The organism is Enterobacter sp. SA187, assembly GCF_001888805.2.
In the GTDB taxonomy this organism is placed as follows: Bacteria; Pseudomonadota; Gammaproteobacteria; order Enterobacterales; family Enterobacteriaceae; genus Enterobacter_D.
The window spans coordinates 1,968,203-1,989,727 of record NZ_CP019113.1; the positions used below are offsets into that span (position 1 = coordinate 1,968,203).

21 protein-coding genes are annotated in these 21,525 nt (G+C 56.5%); 7 read left to right on the plus strand and 14 right to left on the minus strand.

The features are described 5' to 3' along the window. Positions 1-419 precede the first annotated feature (419 nt). Both acnB and yacL read left to right on the plus strand, forming a co-directional pair. On the plus strand, positions 420-3,017 hold the full coding sequence (acnB, locus tag BMF08_RS09385) for a bifunctional aconitate hydratase 2/2-methylisocitrate dehydratase (protein WP_099458813.1): 2,598 nt from the start codon (positions 420-422) through the stop codon (positions 3,015-3,017). Positions 3,018-3,163: 146 nt separating this feature from the next. Further along, positions 3,164-3,526, plus strand: coding sequence for a protein YacL (gene yacL / locus BMF08_RS09390; RefSeq protein ID WP_072570651.1), 363 nt, complete (start codon positions 3,164-3,166; stop codon positions 3,524-3,526). A 34-nt stretch (positions 3,527-3,560) separates the two neighbouring features. Here the strand turns inward: yacL and speD are convergent, their stop codons facing one another. The 3 genes from speD to BMF08_RS09405 all read right to left on the minus strand — a co-directional run bounded on the left by speD (position 3,561) and on the right by BMF08_RS09405 (position 5,694). Then, on the minus strand, positions 3,561-4,355 hold the full coding sequence (gene speD / locus BMF08_RS09395) for an adenosylmethionine decarboxylase (RefSeq protein ID WP_072570653.1): 795 nt from the start codon (positions 4,353-4,355) through the stop codon (positions 3,561-3,563). Positions 4,356-4,375: 20 nt separating this feature from the next. Further along, on the minus strand, positions 4,376-5,236 hold the full coding sequence (gene speE / locus BMF08_RS09400) for a polyamine aminopropyltransferase (RefSeq protein WP_072570655.1): 861 nt from the start codon (positions 5,234-5,236) through the stop codon (positions 4,376-4,378). 110 nt (positions 5,237-5,346) lie between these two features. After that, on the minus strand, positions 5,347-5,694 hold the full coding sequence (locus BMF08_RS09405; protein WP_083580984.1) for a YacC family pilotin-like protein: 348 nt from the start codon (positions 5,692-5,694) through the stop codon (positions 5,347-5,349). 145 nt (positions 5,695-5,839) lie between these two features. On the opposite strand from BMF08_RS09405, the gene cueO reads away from it, so the two are divergent. Further along, positions 5,840-7,399, plus strand: coding sequence for a multicopper oxidase CueO (gene cueO, locus BMF08_RS09410; RefSeq protein ID WP_072570659.1), 1,560 nt, complete (start codon positions 5,840-5,842; stop codon positions 7,397-7,399). 83 nt (positions 7,400-7,482) lie between these two features. On the opposite strand, the gene BMF08_RS09415 is transcribed toward cueO, so the two are convergent. Continuing rightward, complete coding sequence (locus BMF08_RS09415; RefSeq protein ID WP_072570660.1) at positions 7,483-9,873, minus strand: glucose/quinate/shikimate family membrane-bound PQQ-dependent dehydrogenase; 2,391 nt, start codon at positions 9,871-9,873, stop codon at positions 7,483-7,485. 206 nt (positions 9,874-10,079) lie between these two features. On the opposite strand from BMF08_RS09415, the gene hpt reads away from it, so the two are divergent. Further along, positions 10,080-10,616: a hypoxanthine phosphoribosyltransferase gene (gene hpt / locus BMF08_RS09420; protein WP_072570662.1), complete on the plus strand. Its 537-nt coding sequence runs from the start codon at positions 10,080-10,082 to the stop codon at positions 10,614-10,616. Positions 10,617-10,724: 108 nt separating this feature from the next. On the opposite strand, the gene can is transcribed toward hpt, so the two are convergent. Continuing rightward, on the minus strand, positions 10,725-11,387 hold the full coding sequence (gene can / locus BMF08_RS09425) for a carbonate dehydratase (RefSeq protein WP_072570664.1): 663 nt from the start codon (positions 11,385-11,387) through the stop codon (positions 10,725-10,727). A 107-nt stretch (positions 11,388-11,494) separates the two neighbouring features. Here can and BMF08_RS09430 point away from each other — a divergent pair, with 107 nt between their 5' ends. The 3 genes from BMF08_RS09430 (at position 11,495) to BMF08_RS09440 (ending at position 14,537) form a co-directional block, all read left to right on the plus strand. Next, entirely contained in the window at positions 11,495-12,421 is a 927-nt protein-coding gene (locus BMF08_RS09430; RefSeq protein WP_072570665.1) for an ABC transporter ATP-binding protein, read from the plus strand. Further along, entirely contained in the window at positions 12,418-13,188 is a 771-nt protein-coding gene (locus tag BMF08_RS09435) for an ABC transporter permease (RefSeq protein ID WP_072570667.1), read from the plus strand. Before BMF08_RS09430 ends, BMF08_RS09435 begins: the two co-directional genes overlap by 4 nt. Positions 13,189-13,289: 101 nt before the next feature. Continuing rightward, complete coding sequence (locus tag BMF08_RS09440; protein WP_072570668.1) at positions 13,290-14,537, plus strand: polysaccharide deacetylase family protein; 1,248 nt, start codon at positions 13,290-13,292, stop codon at positions 14,535-14,537. 1 nt (position 14,538) lies between these two features. On the opposite strand, the gene panD is transcribed toward BMF08_RS09440, so the two are convergent. The 9 genes from panD to thpR all read right to left on the minus strand — a co-directional run bounded on the left by panD (position 14,539) and on the right by thpR (position 21,496). Next, positions 14,539-14,919 carry an aspartate 1-decarboxylase gene (panD, locus tag BMF08_RS09445; protein ID WP_039078406.1) on the minus strand — a complete coding sequence of 127 codons (381 nt, stop codon included), beginning with the start codon at positions 14,917-14,919 and terminating at the stop codon, positions 14,539-14,541. 45 nt (positions 14,920-14,964) lie between these two features. Beyond that, entirely contained in the window at positions 14,965-15,819 is an 855-nt protein-coding gene (panC, locus tag BMF08_RS09450) for a pantoate--beta-alanine ligase (protein WP_072570670.1), read from the minus strand. 11 nt (positions 15,820-15,830) lie between these two features. Further along, positions 15,831-16,622 (minus strand): 3-methyl-2-oxobutanoate hydroxymethyltransferase, encoded by a 792-nt coding sequence (panB, locus tag BMF08_RS09455; protein WP_072570672.1) that lies wholly within the window; start codon positions 16,620-16,622, stop codon positions 15,831-15,833. Positions 16,623-16,725: 103 nt separating this feature from the next. Next, the gene (folK, locus tag BMF08_RS09460) at positions 16,726-17,205 is read right to left on the minus strand and encodes a 2-amino-4-hydroxy-6-hydroxymethyldihydropteridine diphosphokinase (RefSeq protein ID WP_072570674.1); all 480 of its coding nucleotides are present in this window, start codon (positions 17,203-17,205) and stop codon (positions 16,726-16,728) included. Next, a complete protein-coding gene (gene pcnB, locus BMF08_RS09465) occupies positions 17,202-18,602 on the minus strand; it encodes a polynucleotide adenylyltransferase PcnB (protein WP_099458817.1) in 1,401 nt (466 codons plus the stop codon). Before pcnB ends, folK begins: the two co-directional genes overlap by 4 nt. 55 nt (positions 18,603-18,657) lie before the next feature. Then, a complete protein-coding gene (gene gluQRS / locus BMF08_RS09470) occupies positions 18,658-19,554 on the minus strand; it encodes a tRNA glutamyl-Q(34) synthetase GluQRS (protein ID WP_072570676.1) in 897 nt (298 codons plus the stop codon). Positions 19,555-19,620: 66 nt separating this feature from the next. Then, positions 19,621-20,076 carry an RNA polymerase-binding protein DksA gene (dksA, locus tag BMF08_RS09475; protein ID WP_072570677.1) on the minus strand — a complete coding sequence of 152 codons (456 nt, stop codon included), beginning with the start codon at positions 20,074-20,076 and terminating at the stop codon, positions 19,621-19,623. A 175-nt stretch (positions 20,077-20,251) separates the two neighbouring features. Next, entirely contained in the window at positions 20,252-20,956 is a 705-nt protein-coding gene (gene sfsA / locus BMF08_RS09480; RefSeq protein WP_072570679.1) for a DNA/RNA nuclease SfsA, read from the minus strand. Between the two features lie 3 nt (positions 20,957-20,959). Next, positions 20,960-21,496 carry an RNA 2',3'-cyclic phosphodiesterase gene (gene thpR, locus BMF08_RS09485; protein WP_072570680.1) on the minus strand — a complete coding sequence of 179 codons (537 nt, stop codon included), beginning with the start codon at positions 21,494-21,496 and terminating at the stop codon, positions 20,960-20,962. Positions 21,497-21,525: the final 29 nt, after the last annotated feature.

A 21,525-nucleotide genomic window follows, 5' to 3' on the forward strand; every position in this document is an offset into this window, starting at 1 on the left:
CCGGTGGGATACACGCGAATAAAACACAGGCCAGATGGCGGTAAATGCCCGCGAGTATAAAGCGCTGATTGTTTATTTTTTGATTAAAACAGGCATCGCACCGTGCCCCGTCCATAACCGGACAACAAGAGTGTTAGTAAACATTGCAAAGCGTAGGGATAAGCCCTTTTGCAGAGTCAGCCGTGGGGGATAAAAAGGTATTTTCGTCTGCCGGAGAAGCCCTGTGAAAGAGAGGTGTATCGCCCGTAACGATTCAGCTAATTTTTAATGTTGCTTTTTTGTAAACAGATTAACACCCCCTTTAAATCCTGCTATGCTGCCCGTCGCGGTACCGGGCTTTTACCCTACAAACTGCTGTCTCACAGGAGCGTGAAGAAACTGCCGGCCGCACTATGACAATGAGAGCGAGGAGAACCGTCGTGCTAGAAGAATACCGTAAGCACGTAGCTGAACGTGCCGCTGAAGGGATTGCACCAAAACCCTTAGATGCCACGCAAATGGCTGCGCTGGTCGAGCTGCTGAAGTCCCCGCCAGTGGGCGAAGAAGAATTCCTGTTAGATCTGTTAGCCAACCGTGTCCCGCCGGGCGTTGATGAAGCCGCCTACGTTAAAGCCGGTTTCCTTGCAGCCGTCGCCAAAGGCGAAACCGCCTCTCCGCTGGTCACTCCGGAAAAAGCCATTGAACTGCTGGGCACCATGCAGGGTGGTTACAACATCCATCCGCTGATTGACGCGCTGGACGATGCTAAGCTGGCGCCGGGTGCCGCCAAAGCGCTGTCCCACACGCTGCTGATGTTCGACAACTTCTACGACGTGGAAGAGAAAGCCAAAGCGGGCAACGCTTACGCACAGCAGGTGATGCACTCCTGGGCCGAGGCAGAATGGTTCCTGAGCCGTCCACCGCTGGCTGAAAAAATTACCGTCACCGTCTTTAAAGTGACCGGCGAAACCAACACCGACGATCTCTCTCCGGCGCCGGATGCCTGGTCGCGCCCGGATATTCCGCTGCACGCGCTGGCGATGCTGAAAAACGCCCGTGAAGGCATTGTGCCGGATCAGCCGGGTAGCGTTGGCCCGATCAAACAGATCGAAGAGCTGAACAAAAAAGGCTTCCCGCTGGCCTACGTGGGCGACGTGGTCGGTACCGGTTCATCCCGTAAATCCGCCACCAACTCCGTACTCTGGTTTATGGGCGACGACATTCCGAACGTGCCGAACAAGCGCGGCGGCGGTCTGGTGCTGGGCGGCAAAATCGCGCCAATCTTCTTCAACACCATGGAAGATGCCGGCGCGCTGCCGATTGAAGTGGACGTGAACGCGCTGAACATGGGCGACGTGATTGACGTCTACCCGTTCAAAGGCGAAGTGCGTAACCACGAAACTGGCGAACTGCTGGCGAACTTTGAACTGAAAACCGACGTGCTGATCGACGAAGTGCGCGCCGGTGGCCGCATCCCGCTGATCATCGGCCGTGGCCTGACCACCAAAGCGCGTGAAGCGCTGGGTCTGCCGCACAGTGAAGTCTTCCGTATTGCTAAGCCGGTTGCGGCGAGCGATAAAGGTTTCTCACTGGCGCAGAAAATGGTGGGCCGCGCCTGTGGCGTGAAGGGCGTTCGCCCTGGCGAATACTGCGAACCGAAAATGACCTCGGTGGGCTCGCAGGACACCACCGGGCCGATGACCCGTGATGAACTGAAAGACCTGGCCTGTCTGGGCTTCTCTGCCGATCTGGTGATGCAGTCCTTCTGCCACACCGCGGCCTATCCGAAGCCAGTGGACGTCACCACACACCACACGCTGCCGGACTTTATTATGAACCGCGGCGGCGTCTCGCTGCGTCCGGGCGACGGCATCATCCACTCATGGCTGAACCGTATGCTGCTGCCGGATACCGTGGGTACCGGCGGTGACTCCCATACCCGTTTCCCGATTGGCATCTCCTTCCCGGCAGGCTCTGGTCTGGTGGCCTTCGCCGCCGCGACCGGCGTGATGCCGCTGGATATGCCGGAATCTGTGCTGGTGCGCTTTAAAGGCCAGATGCAGCCGGGTATCACCCTGCGCGATCTGGTGCACGCCATCCCGCTGTATGCCATTCGCCAGGGTCTGCTGACCGTTGAGAAGAAAGGGAAGAAAAACATCTTCTCTGGTCGCATCCTGGAAATCGAAGGGCTGCCGGAGCTGAAAGTAGAGCAGGCGTTTGAACTGGCGGATGCGTCAGCGGAACGTTCTGCGGCGGGCTGTACTATCAAGCTTGATAAAGCGCCGATTGAAGAATACCTGACCTCCAACATCGTCCTGCTGAAGTGGATGATTGCGGAAGGCTACGGCGACCGCCGTACGCTGGAGCGTCGTATTCAGGGCATGGAAAAATGGCTGGCGGATCCGCAGCTGATGGAAGCCGATGCTGACGCCGAATACGCGGCAGTGATCGACATCGATCTGGCAGATATCAAAGAGCCGATCCTGTGTGCACCGAACGATCCGGATGATGCGCGTCTGCTGTCTGACGTGGCGGGTGAGAAGATTGACGAAGTGTTTATCGGTTCGTGCATGACCAACATCGGTCACTTCCGCGCGGCCGGTAAGCTGCTGGACAACCATAAAGGCCAGCTGCCGACCCGTCTGTGGGTCGCGCCGCCAACCCGTATGGATGCCGCGCAGCTCACCGAAGAGGGCTACTACAGCGTGTTTGGTAAGAGTGGCGCGCGCGTTGAGATCCCGGGCTGTTCACTGTGCATGGGTAACCAGGCGCGTGTGGCAGACGGCTCAACGGTAGTGTCCACTTCGACGCGTAACTTCCCGAACCGTCTGGGCACCGGCGCGAACGTGTTCCTGGCGTCCGCAGAGCTGGCGGCGGTCTCTTCCCTGCTCGGCAAACTGCCGACGCCGGAGGAGTACCAGACCTATATGGCGCAGGTCGATAAGACCGCGGTAGACACCTATCGCTATCTGAACTTCGACAAACTCGGTCAGTACACCGAAAAAGCTGACGCGGTGATCTTCCAGACTGCCGTATAAGTGAGCATTCTCCACTGGTGAGAAAACAAGGGTGAGGGCGGTGATCCGCGCTCACCCTTTTTATTTCTATATCCTCCGCCCGTCCCGCTGTTTTTCTTTCCCGCTGCTGCGATAATTACCCCATTGCTGGATCAGAGGAATGCATCATGGATTACGAATTTTTGCGTGATATCACCGGCGTGGTGAAGGTACGCATGTCGATGGGCCACGAGGTGGTCGGTCACTGGTTTAATGAAGAAGTGAAAGAGAACCTCGCCCTGCTTGATGAAGTGGAAGCGGCGGCGCGGACAGTGAAAGGCAGCGAGCGTCAGTGGCAGCGCGTCGGACACGAATACACCCTGTGGATGGACGGCGAAGAGATCATCGTGCGCGCCAACCAGCTGGAGTTTTCCGGCGACGAGATGGAGGAGGGGATGAATTACTACGACGAGGAGAGCCTGTCGCTGTGCGGCGTTGAGGATTTCCTGCAGGTGGTAAAAGCGTACCGCGAATTCCTGCAGCAGAAATAATCATCACGGAGCGTCCCTGCTCCGTAAACCGGTCTTACACGGCGGGAATATTGCGGCCGTAATAGATTTCGCGCATCTCTTTCCACAGCGCTTCGGTGATCACTTTACGCTCGTCGGCGGTGAGATCTTCCGGGCGGGTGTGGAACATATAGTGTTTCAGGTCGAATTCTTTCAGCAACATCTTGGTGTGGAAGATATTTTCCTGATAAACGTTTACATCCACCATGTCATACAGCGCTTTCATGTCATCGGACAGGAAGTTCTGAATCGAATTGATTTCATGATCGATAAAGTGTTTTTTACCCGACACGTCGCGGGTAAAGCCGCGCACGCGATAGTCAACGGTCACAATATCGGACTCAAGCTGGTGGATTAAATAATTCAGGGCTTTCAGCGGTGAAATCACCCCACAGGTCGAGACTTCAATATCCGCGCGGAAGGTGCACAGTCCGCCCTCCGGATGGCTTTCCGGGTAGGTGTGAACGCAGATATGGCTCTTGTCGAGGTGAGCTACCACGGTTTCCGGCAGCGGGCCAGGATGTTCAGTGTTGTCGATCAGATGCGGTTCAACGGGCTCTTCGCTGACGAGGATCGTCACGCTGGCGCCCTGCGGCTCATAATCCTGACGGGCGATATTCAGGATATTCGCGCCAATAATCGAACAGGTTTCCGTCAGGATCTCCGTCAGTCGATTGGCGTTATAGAGTTCATCGATATAGGCGATATAACCATCGCGCTCTTCAGCCGTATTGGCATAACAGATATCGTAAATACAAAAACTCAGGCTTTTGGTCAGGTTATTAAAGCCATGTAGTTTAAGCTTTTTCAATTTTTATCACCCCCTTAGGATCACTGCGCAAACAGTGCATCGTGCAAATATTGTGGTAACGCGAACGCCGCCGTGTGTACTGCCGGATTGTAATAACGACACGTCAGGTTTGCGCTGTGGAAACGCGCCTGAATAATGCCGGTAGAAAGATGACGCAGCGCGCCGTTGTCCGTCGCCCAGGCGAAGGTCATCACACCACCGTAATAGGTGGGAATGGCGGCCTGATAAAAACTCACATCGTCAAAGTAATGGCTGAGTTTACGGTGACTGTCGATGGCTTCATCCTGCTGCAAAAAGCTCACGCCGTTTTGCGCGACGAAAATACCGCCAGGATTCAGGCAACGCTTGCAGCCTTCGTAAAATGCCGAGGTAAACAGACTTTCGCCAGGCCCGATGGGATCGGTGCAGTCAGAGATGATCACATCAAAGGTTTGCGCGGTCTGGTTAACAAAATTGACGCCGTCGTCAATCACCAGCGTAAAGCGCGGATCGTCATAAGCCCCGGCATTATGATTCGGCAAATACTGGCGGCAGAATGACACGACGCCCGCGTCGATCTCCACCATGGTGATGGTTTCGATACTCTTATGACGGCTCACTTCGCGCAGCATCGCGCCGTCGCCGCCGCCGATGATCAGCACATGCTTCGCATGACCGTGCGCCAGCAGCGGTACGTGGGTCATCATTTCATGATAAATGAACTCATCCCGCTCGGTGGTTTGCACCACGCCATCCAGCGCCATTACGCGCCCGAATGCGGCGTTTTCAAAGATAATCAGATCCTGATGATCGGTTTTTTCGTGGTACAGCACCTTGTCCACGGCGAAGTACTGCCCGAACTGGTCATGCAGCGTTTCGTGCCACAGTTTGCTATCAGTCATTGCTCGCTCCTTCGTTAACACCCATATAAAACGGGCGTAACATGATAGCTAACTAGTGACGGGGATGCACGGCTATAAATCCCTGCCCCGCAGAAGGGGCAGAGGAAGGGTTATTTCACGTAGGCAAGCAGGCTCAGGGAATCACGCGCCAGCGCTTTGCATTTTTTATCCGTGGCGATGCCAATGCCGCTGAGGTCGCGGTAGCTGTCTTCCCCCAGCGCTTTCATGTCAAAGCTCTCGTAGTTGCTCAGATCCCACTGATTCTGCTGGGCGAAAAACACCAGCGCGCGACGGATCTGACCGTTCGGTAAATTCTGGTAGCCACAGTCGTTTTTCAGGAATACAAACACCGCCGTTAAATCGGCCATGTCTTCGGCTTCTGACTCACTGAGTGCATAACTATTTGCTGATACAGCCAGCAGGCTGGCGAACGTAATTGTTCTGAAAAACGTCTTCATTATTTCTACCGGAACATCGAGGAAATTTAACGTTAGCATACTTGGGGGCAGGGCGACGATCTTTATTATTAGAGGTTCGCTTGACCTTACCGCAAGGGCAGGGTTTATGCTCAAAAGCTCGCCAGGCTTTAAAAAGGGAATAAAGATGCAACGTCGTGATTTTATAAAATACTCCGCTGCGCTGGGCGCGATGAGCGCGCTACCGGGATGGACGAAAGCGGCCTTTGCCGCCGCGCCGCAAGCTCTGCCAATCCCGGCGCTGCTGACGCCGGACGCGCAGAGCCGCATTCAGTTACGGGCGCAGGCTGGCACCACCGCCTTCGCCGGGAAAAACGCCGCCACCTGGGGCTATAACGGTAATCTGCTAGGTCCGGCGATCAAACTGCGCCAGGGTAAGGCGGTGACCATTGAGATCAACAACCGGCTGGCGGAAGAAACGACGGTTCACTGGCATGGCCTGGAAGTGCCGGGCGAGGTGGATGGCGGACCGCAGGGCATTATCAAGCCCGGCGGCCAGCGTACCGTCAGCTTTACCCCCAGCCAGCGCGCGGCCACCTGCTGGTTCCATCCTCATCAGCACGCAAAAACCGGTCATCAGGTGGCGATGGGGCTGGCCGGGCTGGTGCTGATCGAAGATGACGAGAGCCGCATGCTGCGTCTGCCGCAACAGTGGGGTATTGATGACGTTCCGGTGATCGTACAGGACAAGCGTTTTAACGCCGACGGGCAGATCGACTATCAGCTGGACATCATGAGCGCGGCGGTCGGCTGGTTTGGCGATACGCTGCTCGCCAATGGTGCGATCTATCCCCGGCATGCCGCCCCGCGCGGCTTGCTGCGCCTGCGTCTGCTGAACGGCTGCAACGCCCGCTCGCTTAACTTCGCCACCAGCGACAAGCGCCCGCTCTATGTGATTGCCAGCGATGGCGGCCTGCTGGCGGAGCCGGTGAAAGTTGCCGAGCTGCCGATGCTGCCGGGGGAGCGTTTTGAAGTGCTGGTGGAGACCCGCGACGGGAAAGACTTCGACCTGATCACCCTGCCGGTCAGCCAGATGGGCATGGCGGTTGCGCCTTTCGACAAGCCGCAGCCGGTGCTGCATATTCAGCCGCTGACCGTTGTGGCGTCCGGCGAGCTGCCTGATACCCTCGCGACCATGCCATCGCTGCCGCCGCTGGATGGCCTGACGCAGCGCACGCTCCAGCTGTCGATGGATCCAATGCTCGACATGATGGGAATGCAGGCGCTACAGAAAAAATATGGCGATCAGGCGATGACCGGCATGGCGGGGCACATGAGTCATGGCGGGATGGATCACGGCAGTATGGATCACGGCGGCATGAACCATGGCGGGCAGGGCGTTGATTTCCGCCATGGCAATATGATTAACGGTAAAGCCTTCGACATGAACACCCCGGCCTTTGCCGCGACCAAAGGGCAGTACGAGCGCTGGGTGATTTCCGGGGAGGGGGACATGATGCTGCATCCGTTCCATATCCACGGCACGCAGTTCCGCATTCTGTCAGAGAACGGCAAGCCGCCCGCGGCGCATCGCGCAGGCTGGAAAGATATCGTCAACGTATTTGGCGCGCGCAGCGAAGTGCTGGTGAAGTTTGACTATGACGCTCCGAAAGCGCAGGCCTATATGGCGCACTGTCATCTGCTCGAGCATGAAGATACGGGGATGATGCTTGGGTTTACGGTATAAAAAAACCGGGTGGCGGCGTCGCCTCACCCGGTATGCTTAACAGGGCTGCCCGGAACGCTTAGCGAACCGGGCATTTTTTACTATTACTTCGCCTCATCCGGCAGCGCATAGGCCACAATATAGTCGCCCATTTTGGTGCCAAACGAACCGTGACCACCGGCGGAAATGACTACATACTGTTTGCCATTCACTTCATAGGTCATCGGCGTCGCCTGACCACCCGCCGGCAGACGGCCCTGCCACAGTTTCTCACCGTTGCTCATGTTGTAAGCGCGCAGGTAGTTATCGGCGGTAGCGGCGATAAACAGCACGTTACCGGCGGTGGAAATCGGACCGCCCAGCATCGGCATACCCATATTGAACGGCACCGGGATCGGCATCGGGAACGGCAGGCTGTCCTGCGGCGTACCAATACGTTTTTTCCACACTACGTCGTTGGTTTTCAGATCCAGCGCGGAGATATAACCCCAGGCAGGCTGTTTACACGGCAGACCAAACGGCGACAGGAACGGGTTCAGCGTCACGCCATACGGCACGCCGTACTGCGGCTGGATCCCGGCTTCGGTACCGCTGCCTTTCGCGTCTTTCGGCTGTTCCATCGGATTGCCCGGACCGCGCGGCATCAGTTTGGAAACAAACGGCAGCGCCATCGGGTTAGCAATCGCCACCTGACGGTTCGGATCGACGGAAATACCGCCCCACTCGAACATACCGAGGTTACCCGGGAACACCAGCGTGCCCTGCTCGGACGGCGGGGTGAAGATGCCTTCATAGCGCAGCTGATGGAACATAACGCGACAGACCAGCTGGTCAAACATGGTCGCGCCCCACATATCCGCACCGGTCAGATCTTTCTTCGGACGGAAGCTCAGCTCAGAGAACGGCTGGGTTTTGGTAACGTAATCGCCTTTCGCCGCGCCCTGCGGAACCGGTTTTTCCGGTGCCGGGACAACCGGCTCGCCATTACGACGATCCAGCACGAAGATGTTACCGGTTTTCGCCGGCGCGTAGATCACCGGTACGGTTTTACCGTTAACGGTAATATCCGCCAGCGTCGGCTGGGCCGGTAAATCCATATCCCACAGATCGTGGTGAACGGTCTGATAGCTCCAGGCCAGTTTACCGGTGGTGGCGTTCAGCGCCAGCACGGAACTGGCATAACGCTCCTGCTCCGGCGTACGGTTGCCGCCCCAGATGTCCGGGGTGCTCACGCCCATCGGCAGATAGACCAGATCCAGCTTGGCGTCATAGGCCGCCGGGGCCCAGGAGTTCGGCGAGTTAAAGGTGAAGCTATGTTCGTCAGACGGGATAGCGTTCGGATCTTTCGCGCCCGGATCGAAGGCCCACAGCAGTTTACCGGTGTTCACATCAAAACCACGGATCACGCCGGACGTTTCGCGGGTGGAGAAGTTATCGGTGACGGAACCGGCAATCACGATAGTTTTATCGGTAATGATCGGCGGCGAAGTCGGTTCGTACAGACCCGGCGTGGTATCCGGCATGTTGGTTTGCAGGTTCAGAATACCTTTGTTGGCAAAGGTTTCGCACAGCTTACCGTTATCGGCGTTGATGGCGAACAGACGGCCATCGTTCACCGGTAACATGATGCGGCGCGGACAGTCTGCGATCACTTCCGGGCTGGCATTGTCGGCGCGCGCTTCGTGGTAAGAAACACCACGGCAGGTAACGTGCTGGAACGAGGTATTAGTATTCAGCTGCGGATCAAAGTGCCACTTCTCTTTACCGGTCGCTGCGTCCAGCGCAAACAGACGCTGGTGCGCGGTGCAGAGATAAAGCATGTTGCCGACTTTAATCGGCGTCACTTCGTTGGTCAATTCACCCGGATCGTTAGGCTGTTTCAGATCGCCGGTGCGGAACACCCAGGCTTCTTTCAGATCCTTAACGTTATCGACGTTGATCTGCTTCAGCGGGGAGTAACGCTGGCCTTCCTGATTACGGCCATAGGCTGGCCAGTCGGCGTCGGCCACCTGGGAAATCGGCTCTGCCGGCGTGGCGTCGGCGCTCAGGGTGCCGTTCACTTCCTGCGGATCGTTAAAGCCTGCCCAGGTCAGCATCGCGCCGCTAACCAGCAGCGCCACAACCAGCGCCGCTACTGCGCCGCGGGAAGGCACCAGCAGACGACGCCAGACGAACGGCAGGATCAGCCAGATACCGAAGAAGACCAGAATATCGCTGCGTGGGGTTAAGGCCCAGAAGTCAAAGCCGACTTCCCATACGCCCCAAATCATCGTACCCAGTAACAGCGCGGCGTAGACCCACAGCGCTGAGCGCTTGCTGCGCCACAGCAGCCAGGTGACGGCGAGCATCACCAGCCCGGCGACAGGGTAGTACCAGGAGCCGCCAATCGCGACCAGCCAGGCGCCCCCGATAAGCAGGTATAGTCCGCAGAAAGCGGCGAACAGCGCGGTGATCGTCACGAGTGTGCGTGACGGATGCGGTTTATTTTCTGCCATAAAAGACACTCATCTCATTTTGTTAATATTTTGGAAGCAATTAATTATAGGATTTAACAAGTGTGACAGTCATCACAATTCTGGCTTTTATTATCTCGTCCCCCGGCCGGGGGCATTTACTGGTATACTGACGCGCTTATGAATTGATGCCGGACGATACGCTATCCGCATTGAGTGATTGTTTTTTAAATCATACGGTTAGAGAAATGAAACATACTGTTGAAGTGATGATCCCGGAAGCCGAGATCAAAGCGCGCATTACCGAACTGGGTCGTCAAATCACTGAGCACTATAAGGACAGCGGCAGCGAGATGGTGCTGGTGGGCCTGTTACGCGGCTCGTTTATGTTTATGGCGGATCTGTGTCGTGAAGTGCAGGTGCCTCATGAAGTCGATTTTATGACCGCCTCCAGCTACGGCAGCGGCATGTCCACCACGCGCGACGTAAAAATTCTCAAAGACCTGGATGAAGATATCCGCGGTAAAGACGTGCTGATCGTCGAAGACATTATCGACTCCGGCAACACGCTGTCGAAAGTGCGCGAGATCCTGAGCCTGCGCGAGCCAAAATCCCTGGCGATTTGTACCCTGCTGGATAAACCGTCCCGCCGTGAAGTGACGGTGCCGGTGGAATTTGTCGGTTTCTCGATCCCGGATGAGTTCGTGGTGGGTTACGGCATTGATTACGCCCAGCGCTATCGTCATCTGCCGTACATCGGCAAAGTGGTGATGCAGGACGAGTAAGCGTAAAAAAGCCCGGTGGCGCTACGCTTACCGGGCCTACATGTCAGTTCGTCGTTACGTAGGCCGGGTAAGGCGAAGCCGCCACCCGGCATAAAAACATAACGAATCTTATTTGTGATTAATGTGCTTCTGGCTAATGTTGGACAGCCCCTGGCGGTAACGCGATTCCAGCGTGTCGCGGTTGGTGGCGGTTACTTCCAGATCGCGCAGCAGACCGTCGTGAATACCGTACGCCCAGCCGTGAATGGTCACGTTCTGGCCGCGCTTCCACGCTGACTGCATGATGGTTGAGTGGCCCAGGTTATACACCTGCTCCATCACGTTCAGCTCACACAGGGTATCCAGACGACGCTCTTCCGGCATTTCGTTAAGCAGTGCGCTATGTTTAAACCAGATGTCACGGATGTGCAGCAGCCAGTTGTTGATCAGGCCCAGTTCCGGGTTTTCCACCGCCGCCTGCACACCGCCGCAGCCGTAGTGACCGCAGATGATGATGTGCTCAACTTCCAGCACATCCACCGCGTACTGGACGACCGACAGGCAGTTCAGATCGGTGTGGATCACCAGGTTGGCAACGTTTCGGTGAACAAATAACTCACCGGGTTCAAGACCGGTCAGGCGCTCAGCCGGAACGCGGCTGTCTGAACAGCCAATCCATAAAAAGCGCGGTTTCTGTGCCTGTGCTAATGTCTCAAAAAATCCCGGATCCTCTTCGACCAGCATTTTTGACCATAGTGCATTGTTACTAATGAGTGTATCTATGTCTTTCATTGAGGTTAACGACCTGTAACCAAGTAATAGCGTTGAGCTAATATAGGTCAACTCCATTTTTTTTTAAACCACACATAGAGTGTAAGAAAAAAGGTAAGAAAGCAGTCATGACCATTGCACTGGAGCTTGAGCAGCTTAAAAAAACCTACCCGGGCGGCGTTCAGGCGCTGCGGGGTATTGATTTACAAGTAGAAGCAGGGGATTTCTATGCGCTACTCGGGCCAAACGGCGCCGGTAAGTCAACCACCATCGGCATTATCAGTTCGCTGGTAAATAAATCTTCCGGACGGGTCAGCGTCTTTGGTTACGACCTTGAAAAAGATGTCGTCAACGCCAAACGCCAGCTCGGTCTGGTGCCGCAGGAGTTCAACTTTAACCCGTTTGAAACCGTGCAGCAGATTGTGGTGAACCAGGCCGGTTACTATGGCGTTGAGCGTGCCGAAGCGGTAGCGCGCAGCGAAAAATACTTAAAGCAGCTGGATTTGTGGGAAAAACGCGGCGAACGTGCGCGTATGCTCTCCGGCGGCATGAAGCGTCGTCTGATGATTGCCCGCGCCCTGATGCATGAACCTAAACTGCTAATCCTTGACGAGCCGACCGCGGGCGTTGACATCGAACTGCGTCGCTCCATGTGGGGCTTTCTGAAGGATCTGAATGACAAAGGCACCACCATCATTCTGACCACCCACTATCTGGAAGAAGCGGAGATGCTGTGCCGTAATATCGGCATTATTCAGCACGGGCAACTGGTGGAAAACACCTCCATGAAATCCCTGCTGGCGAAGCTCAAATCCGAAACCTTTATTCTCGATCTGGCGACGAAAAGCCCGTTGCCGAAGCTGGAAGGCTATCAGTATCGTCTGGTGGACACCTCGACGCTGGAGGTCGAAGTGCTGCGCGAGCAGGGCATCAATAGCGTGTTCAGCCAGCTGAGCGCGCAGGGTATTCAGGTATTAAGTATGCGTAACAAAGCGAACCGTCTTGAAGAGCTGTTTGTCACGCTGGTAAACGAAAAAACAGGAGACCAGGCATGATGCAGCTTTATTGGGTCGCGCTGAAAAGCATCTGGCATAAAGAAATTCAGCGTTTTATGCGTATCTGGATCCAGACGCTGGTGCCGCCGGTCATCACCATGACGCTCTATTTCATCATCTTCGGTAACCTGATCGGCTCGCGCATTGGCGAAATGCACGGCTTTACCTACATGCAGTTTATCGTGCCGGGTCTAATCATGATGGCGGTGATCACCAATGCTTACGCCAACGTCGCCTCGTCGTTCTTCAGCGCCAAGTTCCAGCGCAATATTGAAGAACTGCTGGTCGCGCCGGTGCCGACGCATGTGATTATTGTCGGCTATGTGGGCGGCGGCGTGGCGCGTGGGCTGTGCGTCGGCGTGCTGGTGACGGCGATTTCGCTGTTCTTCGTGCCCTTCCAGGTGCACTCCTGGCTGTTCGTCGGCCTGACGCTGCTGCTGACGGCGGTGCTGTTCTCGCTCGCCGGACTGCTTAACGCCGTATTCGCCAAGACCTTTGATGACATCAGCCTGATCCCGACCTTTGTGCTGACGCCGCTGACCTACCTTGGCGGGGTGTTCTACTCCCTGACGCTGCTGCCGCCGTTCTGGCAGGCGCTGTCGCACTTAAACCCGATCGTCTACATGATCAGCGGTTTCCGCTTCGGTTTCCTCGGCATCAGTGATGTGCCGCTCATCACTACCATTGCCGTGCTGGTGGTGTTTATCGTGGCGTTTTATGCCTTGTGCTGGTATCTGATACAGCGCGGGCGCGGTCTGCGCAGCTAACCGGTTCCCCCTCTCTTAACGGAGAGGGGGCGCTGAAATCCATTGGTATTACGAATGCTTTTGTTACAATGCGCGCAGAATTTCCTCACCACAGTTAAGCCATGCTGATCCGTTTCGCTTTTACTCTGCTGATTCTGCTCTCCGGCAGCGCTTCCGCCAGCCTGTTGGGCCAGCCGACCGCCACCGAACGTTATATGCAAACCACCGAAGATGCCGCCGTCTGGGCGCAGGTGGGCAATGAAGTCATTACCGTCGGGCATCTGAATGCCGGACAGATCATCGCCGTAGCGCCCACAGCCGCCGACTATTACGAATTCCGCTTCGGGTTTGGCACTGGCTTTATTGATAAACAGCATCTGGAAGCGGTGCAGGGAAAACAGCGGGTCGAGGACAGCCTTGGCGATCTGAACAAGCCGCTCAGCAATCAGAACCTGATCACCTGGAAACCGACGCCGGTCTATAACGGCCCCAACACCGGCAGCGCGCCCTTTGGCATGCTGGTGGAAAACCTGCGCTATCCGGTAATCGGCAAGCTGAAAGACGGTCTGAACCAGACCTGGTATCAGATCCGCATTGGCAACCGGCTGGCGTACGTCAGCGCGCTGGACGCCCAGCAGGATGAAGGGCTGCCGATCCTGACCTATCACCACATTCTGCGTGACGAGGAAAATACCCGTTTCCGGCATACCTCCACCACTACGTCCGTTCGCGCCTTCAGTAACCAGATGACGTGGTTGCGCGATCAGGGATACACCACGCTGACCATGTCTCAGCTGGAAGGCTACGTGCACAACCGGATGAACCTGCCGGCGCGGGCGGTGGTGATCACCTTTGACGACGGCCTCAAGTCGGTGAGCCGCTATGCGTACCCGATCCTTAAGCAGTACGGTTTTAAAGCCACCTCCTTTACCATCACCTCGCGCATCAAGCGTAAGCCAGAAAAGTGGGATCCGAAATCGCTACAGTTTATGAGCATTTCAGAAATGCAGCAGATCCGCGATGTGTTTGATTTCCAGTCGCACACGCATTTTCTGCACCGGGTGGATAATAGCCGCCATCCCATTTTACTGAGCCGCAGCTACCACGTGGTATTGTTCGATTTTGAGCGCTCCCGCCGCGCGCTGGCGCAGTTTAATCCCCATGCCCTGTATCTGTCCTACCCGTTTGGCGGCTATGACAGCAAGGCGGTGAAAGCGGCCCAGGACGCGGGCTTTCATCTGGCGGTGACGACGGTGAAGGGAAAGGTAAAACCGGGGGATAATCCGTTCTTATTAAAACGACTCTATATTCTAAGAACGGATCCTCTGGAGACCATGGCGCGGTTAATTGTTAACCGGCCACAGGGTTAACTCAGGCAACCTGCACCGGCACGGCTTTCGCGGTGCGTTTCATCTCGTTGTCGCCGTCAAAATAGGCCACTTTCGGCTGCCAGCTGCGCGCCTGCTCATCAGGCATGGTGACGTAGCTGGCGATGATCAGAATGTCGCCCACATCCGCGCAGTGCGCCGCAGCGCCATTCACGGAAATGATGCGTGAACCGCGCTCACCGGCAATCGCATAGGTGGAAAAGCGCTTACCGTTAGTCACGTTGTAAATATCAATGGCTTCGTATTCCAGAATACCAGCCGCCTCAAGGAAATCCTGGTCGATGGCGCAGGAGCCTTCGTAATGCAGGTCAGCCTGCGTCACTTTGACGCGGTGGAGCTTGCCTTGCAGCATAGTGCGGATCATAAAGTTAACCTTCGTTGCTGTGTTTGATAGGGGGTTTTACCTGCACTAGCGAGGTAATTCCACGACTTTATTATCGATCAGGCGGGCCTGACCAAGCCAGGCGGCCATCAGGATCACCGCACGTTTACTGGCGGGGGAAACCTCCAGCAGCGTATCGGCATCCCGGATCTGAATATCATCGGCGCGAAAACCGCTGTTATTCAGCTCCTGCTCCGCCACGGCAACGATCTCATGGATGTCGTTATCGCCCGCGAGCAGTTTTTCCGCCATCGCGTTCATCACCTTGCTCAGACCCGGCGCGATTTTGCGCTGATCGCTGGTGAGATAGCCGTTGCGGGAACTCAGCGCGAGTCCATCTTTCGCGCGTACCGTCGGCACGCCGATGATCTCAATGTCATAACCCATGTCAGCGACCATTTTGCGGATCACCGCCAGCTGCTGATAATCCTTTTCCCCGAAGCAGGCGACATCCGGCTGCACCAGGTTAAAGAGTTTGCTGACGATAGTGGCAACGCCACGGAAATGCCCCGGACGGCTCGCGCCTTCCAGCATCGCCGACAGGCCCGGCACTTCCACCCAGGTTTGCGACTCCGTGCCCTGCGGGTAAATCTGATCCGGCGCAGGGGCGAACACAATGTCCACTTTACGCTTGTTCAGCTTTTCACAGTCGTCCTGCAGGGTACGCGGATAACGCGCCAGATCGTCGGCACGGTCAAACTGCATCGGATTGACAAAAATGCTCGCCACCACCACATCGGCGGCGTTTCGCGCTTCATCCACCAGCTTCATATGGCCGTCGTGCAGGTTACCCATAGTGGGGACCAGCGCAATGCGTTTACCTTCCTGACGCAGACGGCGGATATGCTGGCGCAGCAGCGGCAGGGTTTCGATAATCAACACAATAAGACTCCTTAATGGAAACTGTGCTCTTCGCCGGGATAAACTCCCGCTTCCACCTCTTCCACGTACTGACGCACCGCAGCGCGCATATCGCCGGTACCGGTGAGGAAGTTTTTAGCAAATTTTGGAATATGTCCGCCGGTAATGCCAAAGGCGTCGTGCATCACCAGGATCTGCCCGTCGGTAACATTGCCCGCGCCAATACCGATGACCGGAATGCGCAGCGCGTCGGTAATGCGTTTCGCCAGTTCAACCGGCACGCACTCCAGCACCAGCAGTTGCGCGCCTGCGGCTTCTAACGCCAGCGCATCGTCAAACAGCGTTTGCGCGGCATCGCCCCGGCCCTGCACTTTATAGCCGCCGAAAATATTCACCGACTGCGGGGTTAAGCCCAGATGACCGCACACCGGCACCGCGCGGTCGGTCAACATTTTTACCGTCTCCGCCAGCCAGCGTCCACCTTCAATTTTGACCATGTTGGCCCCGGCGCGCATCACTTCTGCGGAACTGGCAAACGCCTGTTCAGGCGTGGCGTACGCCATAAACGGCAGGTCGGCGAGCAGCAGGCAATGCGGCGCGCCACGGCGAACGGCGCGCGTGTGGTAGGCAATATCTTCTACCGTTACCGGCAGCGTGGAATCATGTCCTTGTACCGTCATCCCTAACGAATCACCCACCAGCATGACGTTGATCCCTTCTTCGGCAAAGAGTTTGGCGAAGCTGAAATCATAGGCAGTGATGGTGGCGAAGCGCTTTTTTTCCTCTTTACATTTCAGTAGCGAGGAGATGGTGGTTGGTTTCATAACGTTTCCTGATGGAGCCTTCAGACTTCCGGCATTCTATCAGTAACATTGATGCGAACAATGATTTTAGCCAGGCTTTCGCCAGGCGAAAGCAAGGGGAGATTTACCAGAGGGCGGGTTTTGGCGCGCCGCACTGCGTCAGTACGCAGGCGAGGGGCGTGCCGTCCGGGAAGAGCGCTTCCGGGGCAATTTCAAACAGCGGCCACAGCATAAAGCCACGGTTATGCATGTCGTAATGGGGAACCGTCAGGCGGGACGTGTTAATCACCTCATCGCCAAACAGCATGATGTCCAGATCGAGGGTGCGCGGCCCCCAGCGCTCGGCTTTGCGTACCCGACCCTGCGCCAGCTCAATACGCTGGGTATGATCGAGCAGGGCTTCGGCATCAAGCGTGGTTTCAAGCGCGACGGCGGCGTTCAGGTAATCGGGTTGATCCTGCGGGCCAAGGGGCGGCGTGCGGTAAAACGGTGAAAGCGCAACAATCTGGCTGTGCGGGATCTCTCCCAGCGCCGTGATGGCCGCGTTCACCTGCTCAAGAGGTGAGGCCAGATTGCTGCCGATAGCGATATACGCCAGCGTCATGCGCTGCCTTCGCGGCGCGGCGCGCGTTTGCGCGGACGGCGGTGACGGCGACGTTCCTGCGGTTCGTCGTCCAGCACGTCGAGCATGCCTTTTTGCGCCGGTGGCGCGGATACCTGGAATTCACCCCACCACTGCGTCAGACGTTGCAGTTCGTGGTTGTTTTCCGCTTCGGCACGCAGCGCCATCAAATCGTAGGCGGCGCGGAATTTCGGATGCTCCATCAGCTTCCAGGCGCGTTTACCCTGACGACGGGACATGCGCAGCTGTAGCTGCCAGATATCGCGCACCAGCGTGGTAATGCGTTTCGGAATAGCCAGCGTGCGGCAGGCTTCGTCGAGCACATCGTTCATCGCCAGCGCAAAGGCGTCGTGATAGGTCAGCCCGCTTTCCTGGGCGATGCGCTGCGCGGTTTCCAGCTGCGGATACCACAGCATGGCGGCGAACAGGAAGGCTGGATTGACGCGCATATCGTTATGAATGCGGTTATCGGTATTCTTCAGCACCTGATCGATGATGCGTTCCATCGGCGTATCGCCGCTCTCGGTAAAGTAGCGGGTAATGGTCGGGAACAGCGGCTGGAAAAGGCTGTATTCGCGCAGCAGCTTATAGGTTTCGTAACCGTAGCCCGCCTGCAAAAGCTTGAGGGACTCTTCAAACAGGCGCGCCGGCGGCACGTCGTTGATGAGCGTCGCCAGGCGCGGGATCGGCTCGGCGGTTTCGTCGCTGATACGCATATGCAGTTTGGCGGCAAAGCGCACCGCGCGCAGCATACGCACCGGATCTTCCCGATAGCGGGTTTCCGGATTGCCGATCAGACGGATCACGCCGTCTTCCAGATCGCGCATCCCGCCCACATAATCGCGCACGGTAAAATCGGCGACGCTGTAATAGAGGCTGTTGATGGTGAAATCGCGGCGCTGCGCATCATCTTCGATGGAGCCGAAAATGTTATCGCGCAGCAGCATGCCATTCTGGCCACGCTGGGAAGTGGTGCGATCGGCAGCCTGCTCTTCATGATGCCCGCGGAAAGTGGCGACCTCGATAATCTCCGGGCCAAACATCACGTGCGCAAGACGAAAACGACGACCGACCAGACGGCAGTTGCGGAACAGCTTACGCACCTGATCCGGCGTGGCGTTGGTGGTGACGTCGAAATCTTTTGGCTTTTTGCCCAGCAACAGGTCACGCACCCCGCCGCCGACCAGGTATGACTCATAGCCGGCTTTATTCAGGCGATAGAGGACCTTGAGGGCATTTTCACTGATATCTTTGCGGGAAATCGTGTGCTGCTCACGCGGGATAACCGTCATCTTTGGTTCGGCGATGGCGACGTCTTCGGCCATGCTCTCCTCGCGGCTTAGCACCTTGCGGCAAAAATTAGCGACTCGGGTAAAAATAGTGCACCTCGGTTGTGTCAGTCTTCTGGACAAAAAAATTGCGGCTTATCATAGCTCAGCGTGGGGCATTTGAGAATGCCGGATTCACGCAGGCTTGCTCCGGCACCCGTGACAGGGACCAGTTTTGCACCGCTCGTTGTAGCAGGGCGTCCACGGACAGATCCTGCCATTCTTCTGTTACATCCTGATTTAAAAACGCTAACGCGCTGATAAGTATGGGGCGCGGGTCCCCCTGCGGCAGCGCCGGAGCGTGATTCTGCTTCGACAGCTTATCGCCGGCGGCATTGAGCGCCAGCGGCAGGTGGATATACTCCGGCACCGCCCAGCCAAGCAGTTGATAGAGCGAAATCTGGCGTACCGTCGGTTCAATCAAATCCGCGCCGCGCACAATTTCCGTCACGCCCTGGAAATGATCGTCCACCACCACCGCCAGATTATATGCAAATAACCCATCACGGCGATGAATAATAAAATCTTCATGCGCCAGCGCCGCATCGGCGACGATCTCGCCGCGCAGCCGATCGTGAAAACGGGTCACCGGTTGATGCTGAATAAGCCGCAGCGCAGCGTTTTCCGGGCCATTGCCCCGCGTCCGGCAGTAGCCGTCATAGACGCCGCCAATGCTCTGAATACGCGCCCTGGTGCAGGTGCAGTAATAGCAGCGCTCTTGTTGGTGCAGCTGTTGCAGAATGTCGCGGTAGGCGTCATGACGCCGGGACTGCCACAGCACGTCGCCATCCCAGTGCAAACCATAGTGTTCGAGCTGGCGCAGAATAGTGTTAGCGGCGCCGGGGACTTCACGCGGGGGATCAATATCTTCGATACGTACCAGCCAGCGACCGGCATGGGCGCGCGCCTGTAAATAGCTGCCAAGGGCGGCGATCAGCGAACCGAAATGGAGTTCACCAGAAGGGGATGGCGCAAAGCGCCCGATATAATCAGCGTCAGGCATGGTTGGGTAAAGCTAAGAGGGCGGGAGAGACTCCCGCCTGAGAGAACATTACGAAAGCGCCGCAGGTTAACCCGCCATTTGTTTTTCGCGGATTTCTGCCAGTGTTTTGCAGTCGATGCACAGGTCAGCCGTAGGACGGGCTTCCAGGCGGCGAATGCCGATTTCAACACCGCAGGACTCGCAGAAGCCGAAGTCTTCGTCTTCCACTTTCTTAAGCGTTTTCTCGATCTTTTTGATCAGTTTACGTTCGCGGTCACGGTTACGCAGTTCAAGGCTGAACTCTTCTTCCTGTGCGGCACGGTCTACCGGATCAGGGAAGTTAGCGGCTTCGTCCTGCATATGTGTGACAGTGCGATCGACTTCGTCCCTAAGTTGATTACGCCACGCTTCCAGAATGCGTTTGAAATGCGTGAGCTGGGCTTCGTTCATATACTCTTCGCCCGGCTTCTCCTGGTATGGCTCCACCCCAGCGATGGCGAGAATACTCAGGGACGATGTTTTACGGTTTTGCCCTTCTTGCATGTTGTTTCTCCTTAACACGCACTATCGATCCCCGTGTTGGGGAAAAATCAGGCCGCTATAAATAGCAGATGCTTTTCAGGATAGCAATTATCTAAACGTTACACTTGACAACCCTGTGAGGAAAAGCGTATTTGCGCACGTAGGCCAGCACACTATTTACTCAGCCACTATACCTTTAAAATTCGGCAGATAGCGGCATTGTCAGACTCATAATTTCGGCAGAAAGTTCCGCTTTATAAATCAGAATTTCTACCCCCTGCCGCTGCGCTTCACTGAGAAGCTGTGCGTATTTAGGATCAATGTGGCGAGCCGGTGAAAATCGGTCAATGGCTGAATGCAGCACGGCAAACAACAGCACTGCCCGATCCCCTGCGGCCGCCACGCTCATCAACTCACGCAGATGCTTCTGCCCCCGCAGCGTGACCGCATCGGGGAAATAGCCCTGCGCCTTATCGGCCAGCGTGACTGATTTCACTTCAATATAGCAGTTGCGGCGGTCTTCTGCCTGTAACATGAAATCAATACGGCTCTGCTCAGAACCATATTTCACTTCACTTTTCAAAGTGCTATAGCCCGTTAGTGTTGGCAAACGATCTGCCATTAATGCCTCTTTCACTAACATATTGGCGCGCAAAGTATTGACGCAAATCCACGCGCCCGCTTGCGTTTGAGTTAATTCCCAGGTGTGTGCATATTTCCGTTTAGTATTTTCTGAAGTGGAATACCAGACGGTGTCGCCAGGCGTCGCGCAACCGGTCATCGCGCCGGTATTCGGGCAGTGCAGGGTCAGGGTTTCACCTGTGGGCGTCACCACATCCGCCAGAAAGCGTTTATAACGCTGGATCAGGGTGGCGGACTGAAGCGGCGGAGAAAACTGCATAGGTCATTCCTTTTGGCTGAGCGTCCAGCGGCTGAGCGCCGTGTAACGCGTACGTCCCTTAATAAACTGCGATTCATACAGCACAAATTCATTCACCGGAAACGACCAGCGAAAGCCCGGCGGCGGTATAGTGACCGCATGGCTGGCGTCGCGCAGCAGCGTAACGTGCGGGTGAAACGGCTGCGGGCTTTGATAGCATCCACTGCGGGCGGCCTGCGCGCGCAGCATACTCGCCAGTTGCAGCAGGCCCCGCGGCGGCTGACGGGTACCGAGCCAGACGACCCGCGAGCGCAGCCACTGTCCGGCATCATCGAGCGTCAGCGTAAAGCCTGGCTGGCGGATACGCCCGGCCAGCTCGCACAACGCCCGCTGTTTGTCAGCGCTCACATCGCCTAAAAACGCCAGCGTCAGGTGCAGATTAGCCGCCGCGATCGGGCGACCGGCGTCCGGAGCAAAGTGCGCGGCGCGCCAGTGGATCACCTGCTGCTGTACGTCAGCGGGCAGTTCAAGGCCGAAAAACAGCCGTCTGGTATCTGGCATAAGGGATACTCGGTAATGATTTACGGCGA

Excerpts from the sequence above, each read along its gene's own strand:
- yacL (WP_072570651.1), top strand. The coding sequence starts at position 3,164 with ATGGATTACGAATTTTTGCGTGATATCACCGGCGTGGTGAAGGTACGC.
- speE (WP_072570655.1), bottom strand. The coding sequence starts at position 5,236 with ATGACTGATAGCAAACTGTGGCACGAAACGCTGCATGACCAGTTCGGG.
- BMF08_RS09405 (WP_083580984.1), bottom strand. The coding sequence starts at position 5,694 with ATGAAGACGTTTTTCAGAACAATTACGTTCGCCAGCCTGCTGGCTGTA.
- cueO (WP_072570659.1), top strand. The coding sequence starts at position 5,840 with ATGCAACGTCGTGATTTTATAAAATACTCCGCTGCGCTGGGCGCGATG.
- BMF08_RS09415 (WP_072570660.1), bottom strand. The coding sequence starts at position 9,873 with ATGGCAGAAAATAAACCGCATCCGTCACGCACACTCGTGACGATCACC.
- hpt (WP_072570662.1), top strand. The coding sequence starts at position 10,080 with ATGAAACATACTGTTGAAGTGATGATCCCGGAAGCCGAGATCAAAGCG.
- can (WP_072570664.1), bottom strand. The coding sequence starts at position 11,387 with ATGAAAGACATAGATACACTCATTAGTAACAATGCACTATGGTCAAAA.
- BMF08_RS09430 (WP_072570665.1), top strand. The coding sequence starts at position 11,495 with ATGACCATTGCACTGGAGCTTGAGCAGCTTAAAAAAACCTACCCGGGC.
- BMF08_RS09435 (WP_072570667.1), top strand. The coding sequence starts at position 12,418 with ATGATGCAGCTTTATTGGGTCGCGCTGAAAAGCATCTGGCATAAAGAA.
- BMF08_RS09440 (WP_072570668.1), top strand. The coding sequence starts at position 13,290 with ATGCTGATCCGTTTCGCTTTTACTCTGCTGATTCTGCTCTCCGGCAGC.
- panD (WP_039078406.1), bottom strand. The coding sequence starts at position 14,919 with ATGATCCGCACTATGCTGCAAGGCAAGCTCCACCGCGTCAAAGTGACG.
- panB (WP_072570672.1), bottom strand. The coding sequence starts at position 16,622 with ATGAAACCAACCACCATCTCCTCGCTACTGAAATGTAAAGAGGAAAAA.
- folK (WP_072570674.1), bottom strand. The coding sequence starts at position 17,205 with ATGACGCTGGCGTATATCGCTATCGGCAGCAATCTGGCCTCACCTCTT.
- gluQRS (WP_072570676.1), bottom strand. The coding sequence starts at position 19,554 with ATGCCTGACGCTGATTATATCGGGCGCTTTGCGCCATCCCCTTCTGGT.
- dksA (WP_072570677.1), bottom strand. The coding sequence starts at position 20,076 with ATGCAAGAAGGGCAAAACCGTAAAACATCGTCCCTGAGTATTCTCGCC.
- sfsA (WP_072570679.1), bottom strand. The coding sequence starts at position 20,956 with ATGCAGTTTTCTCCGCCGCTTCAGTCCGCCACCCTGATCCAGCGTTAT.
- thpR (WP_072570680.1), bottom strand. The coding sequence starts at position 21,496 with ATGCCAGATACCAGACGGCTGTTTTTCGGCCTTGAACTGCCCGCTGAC.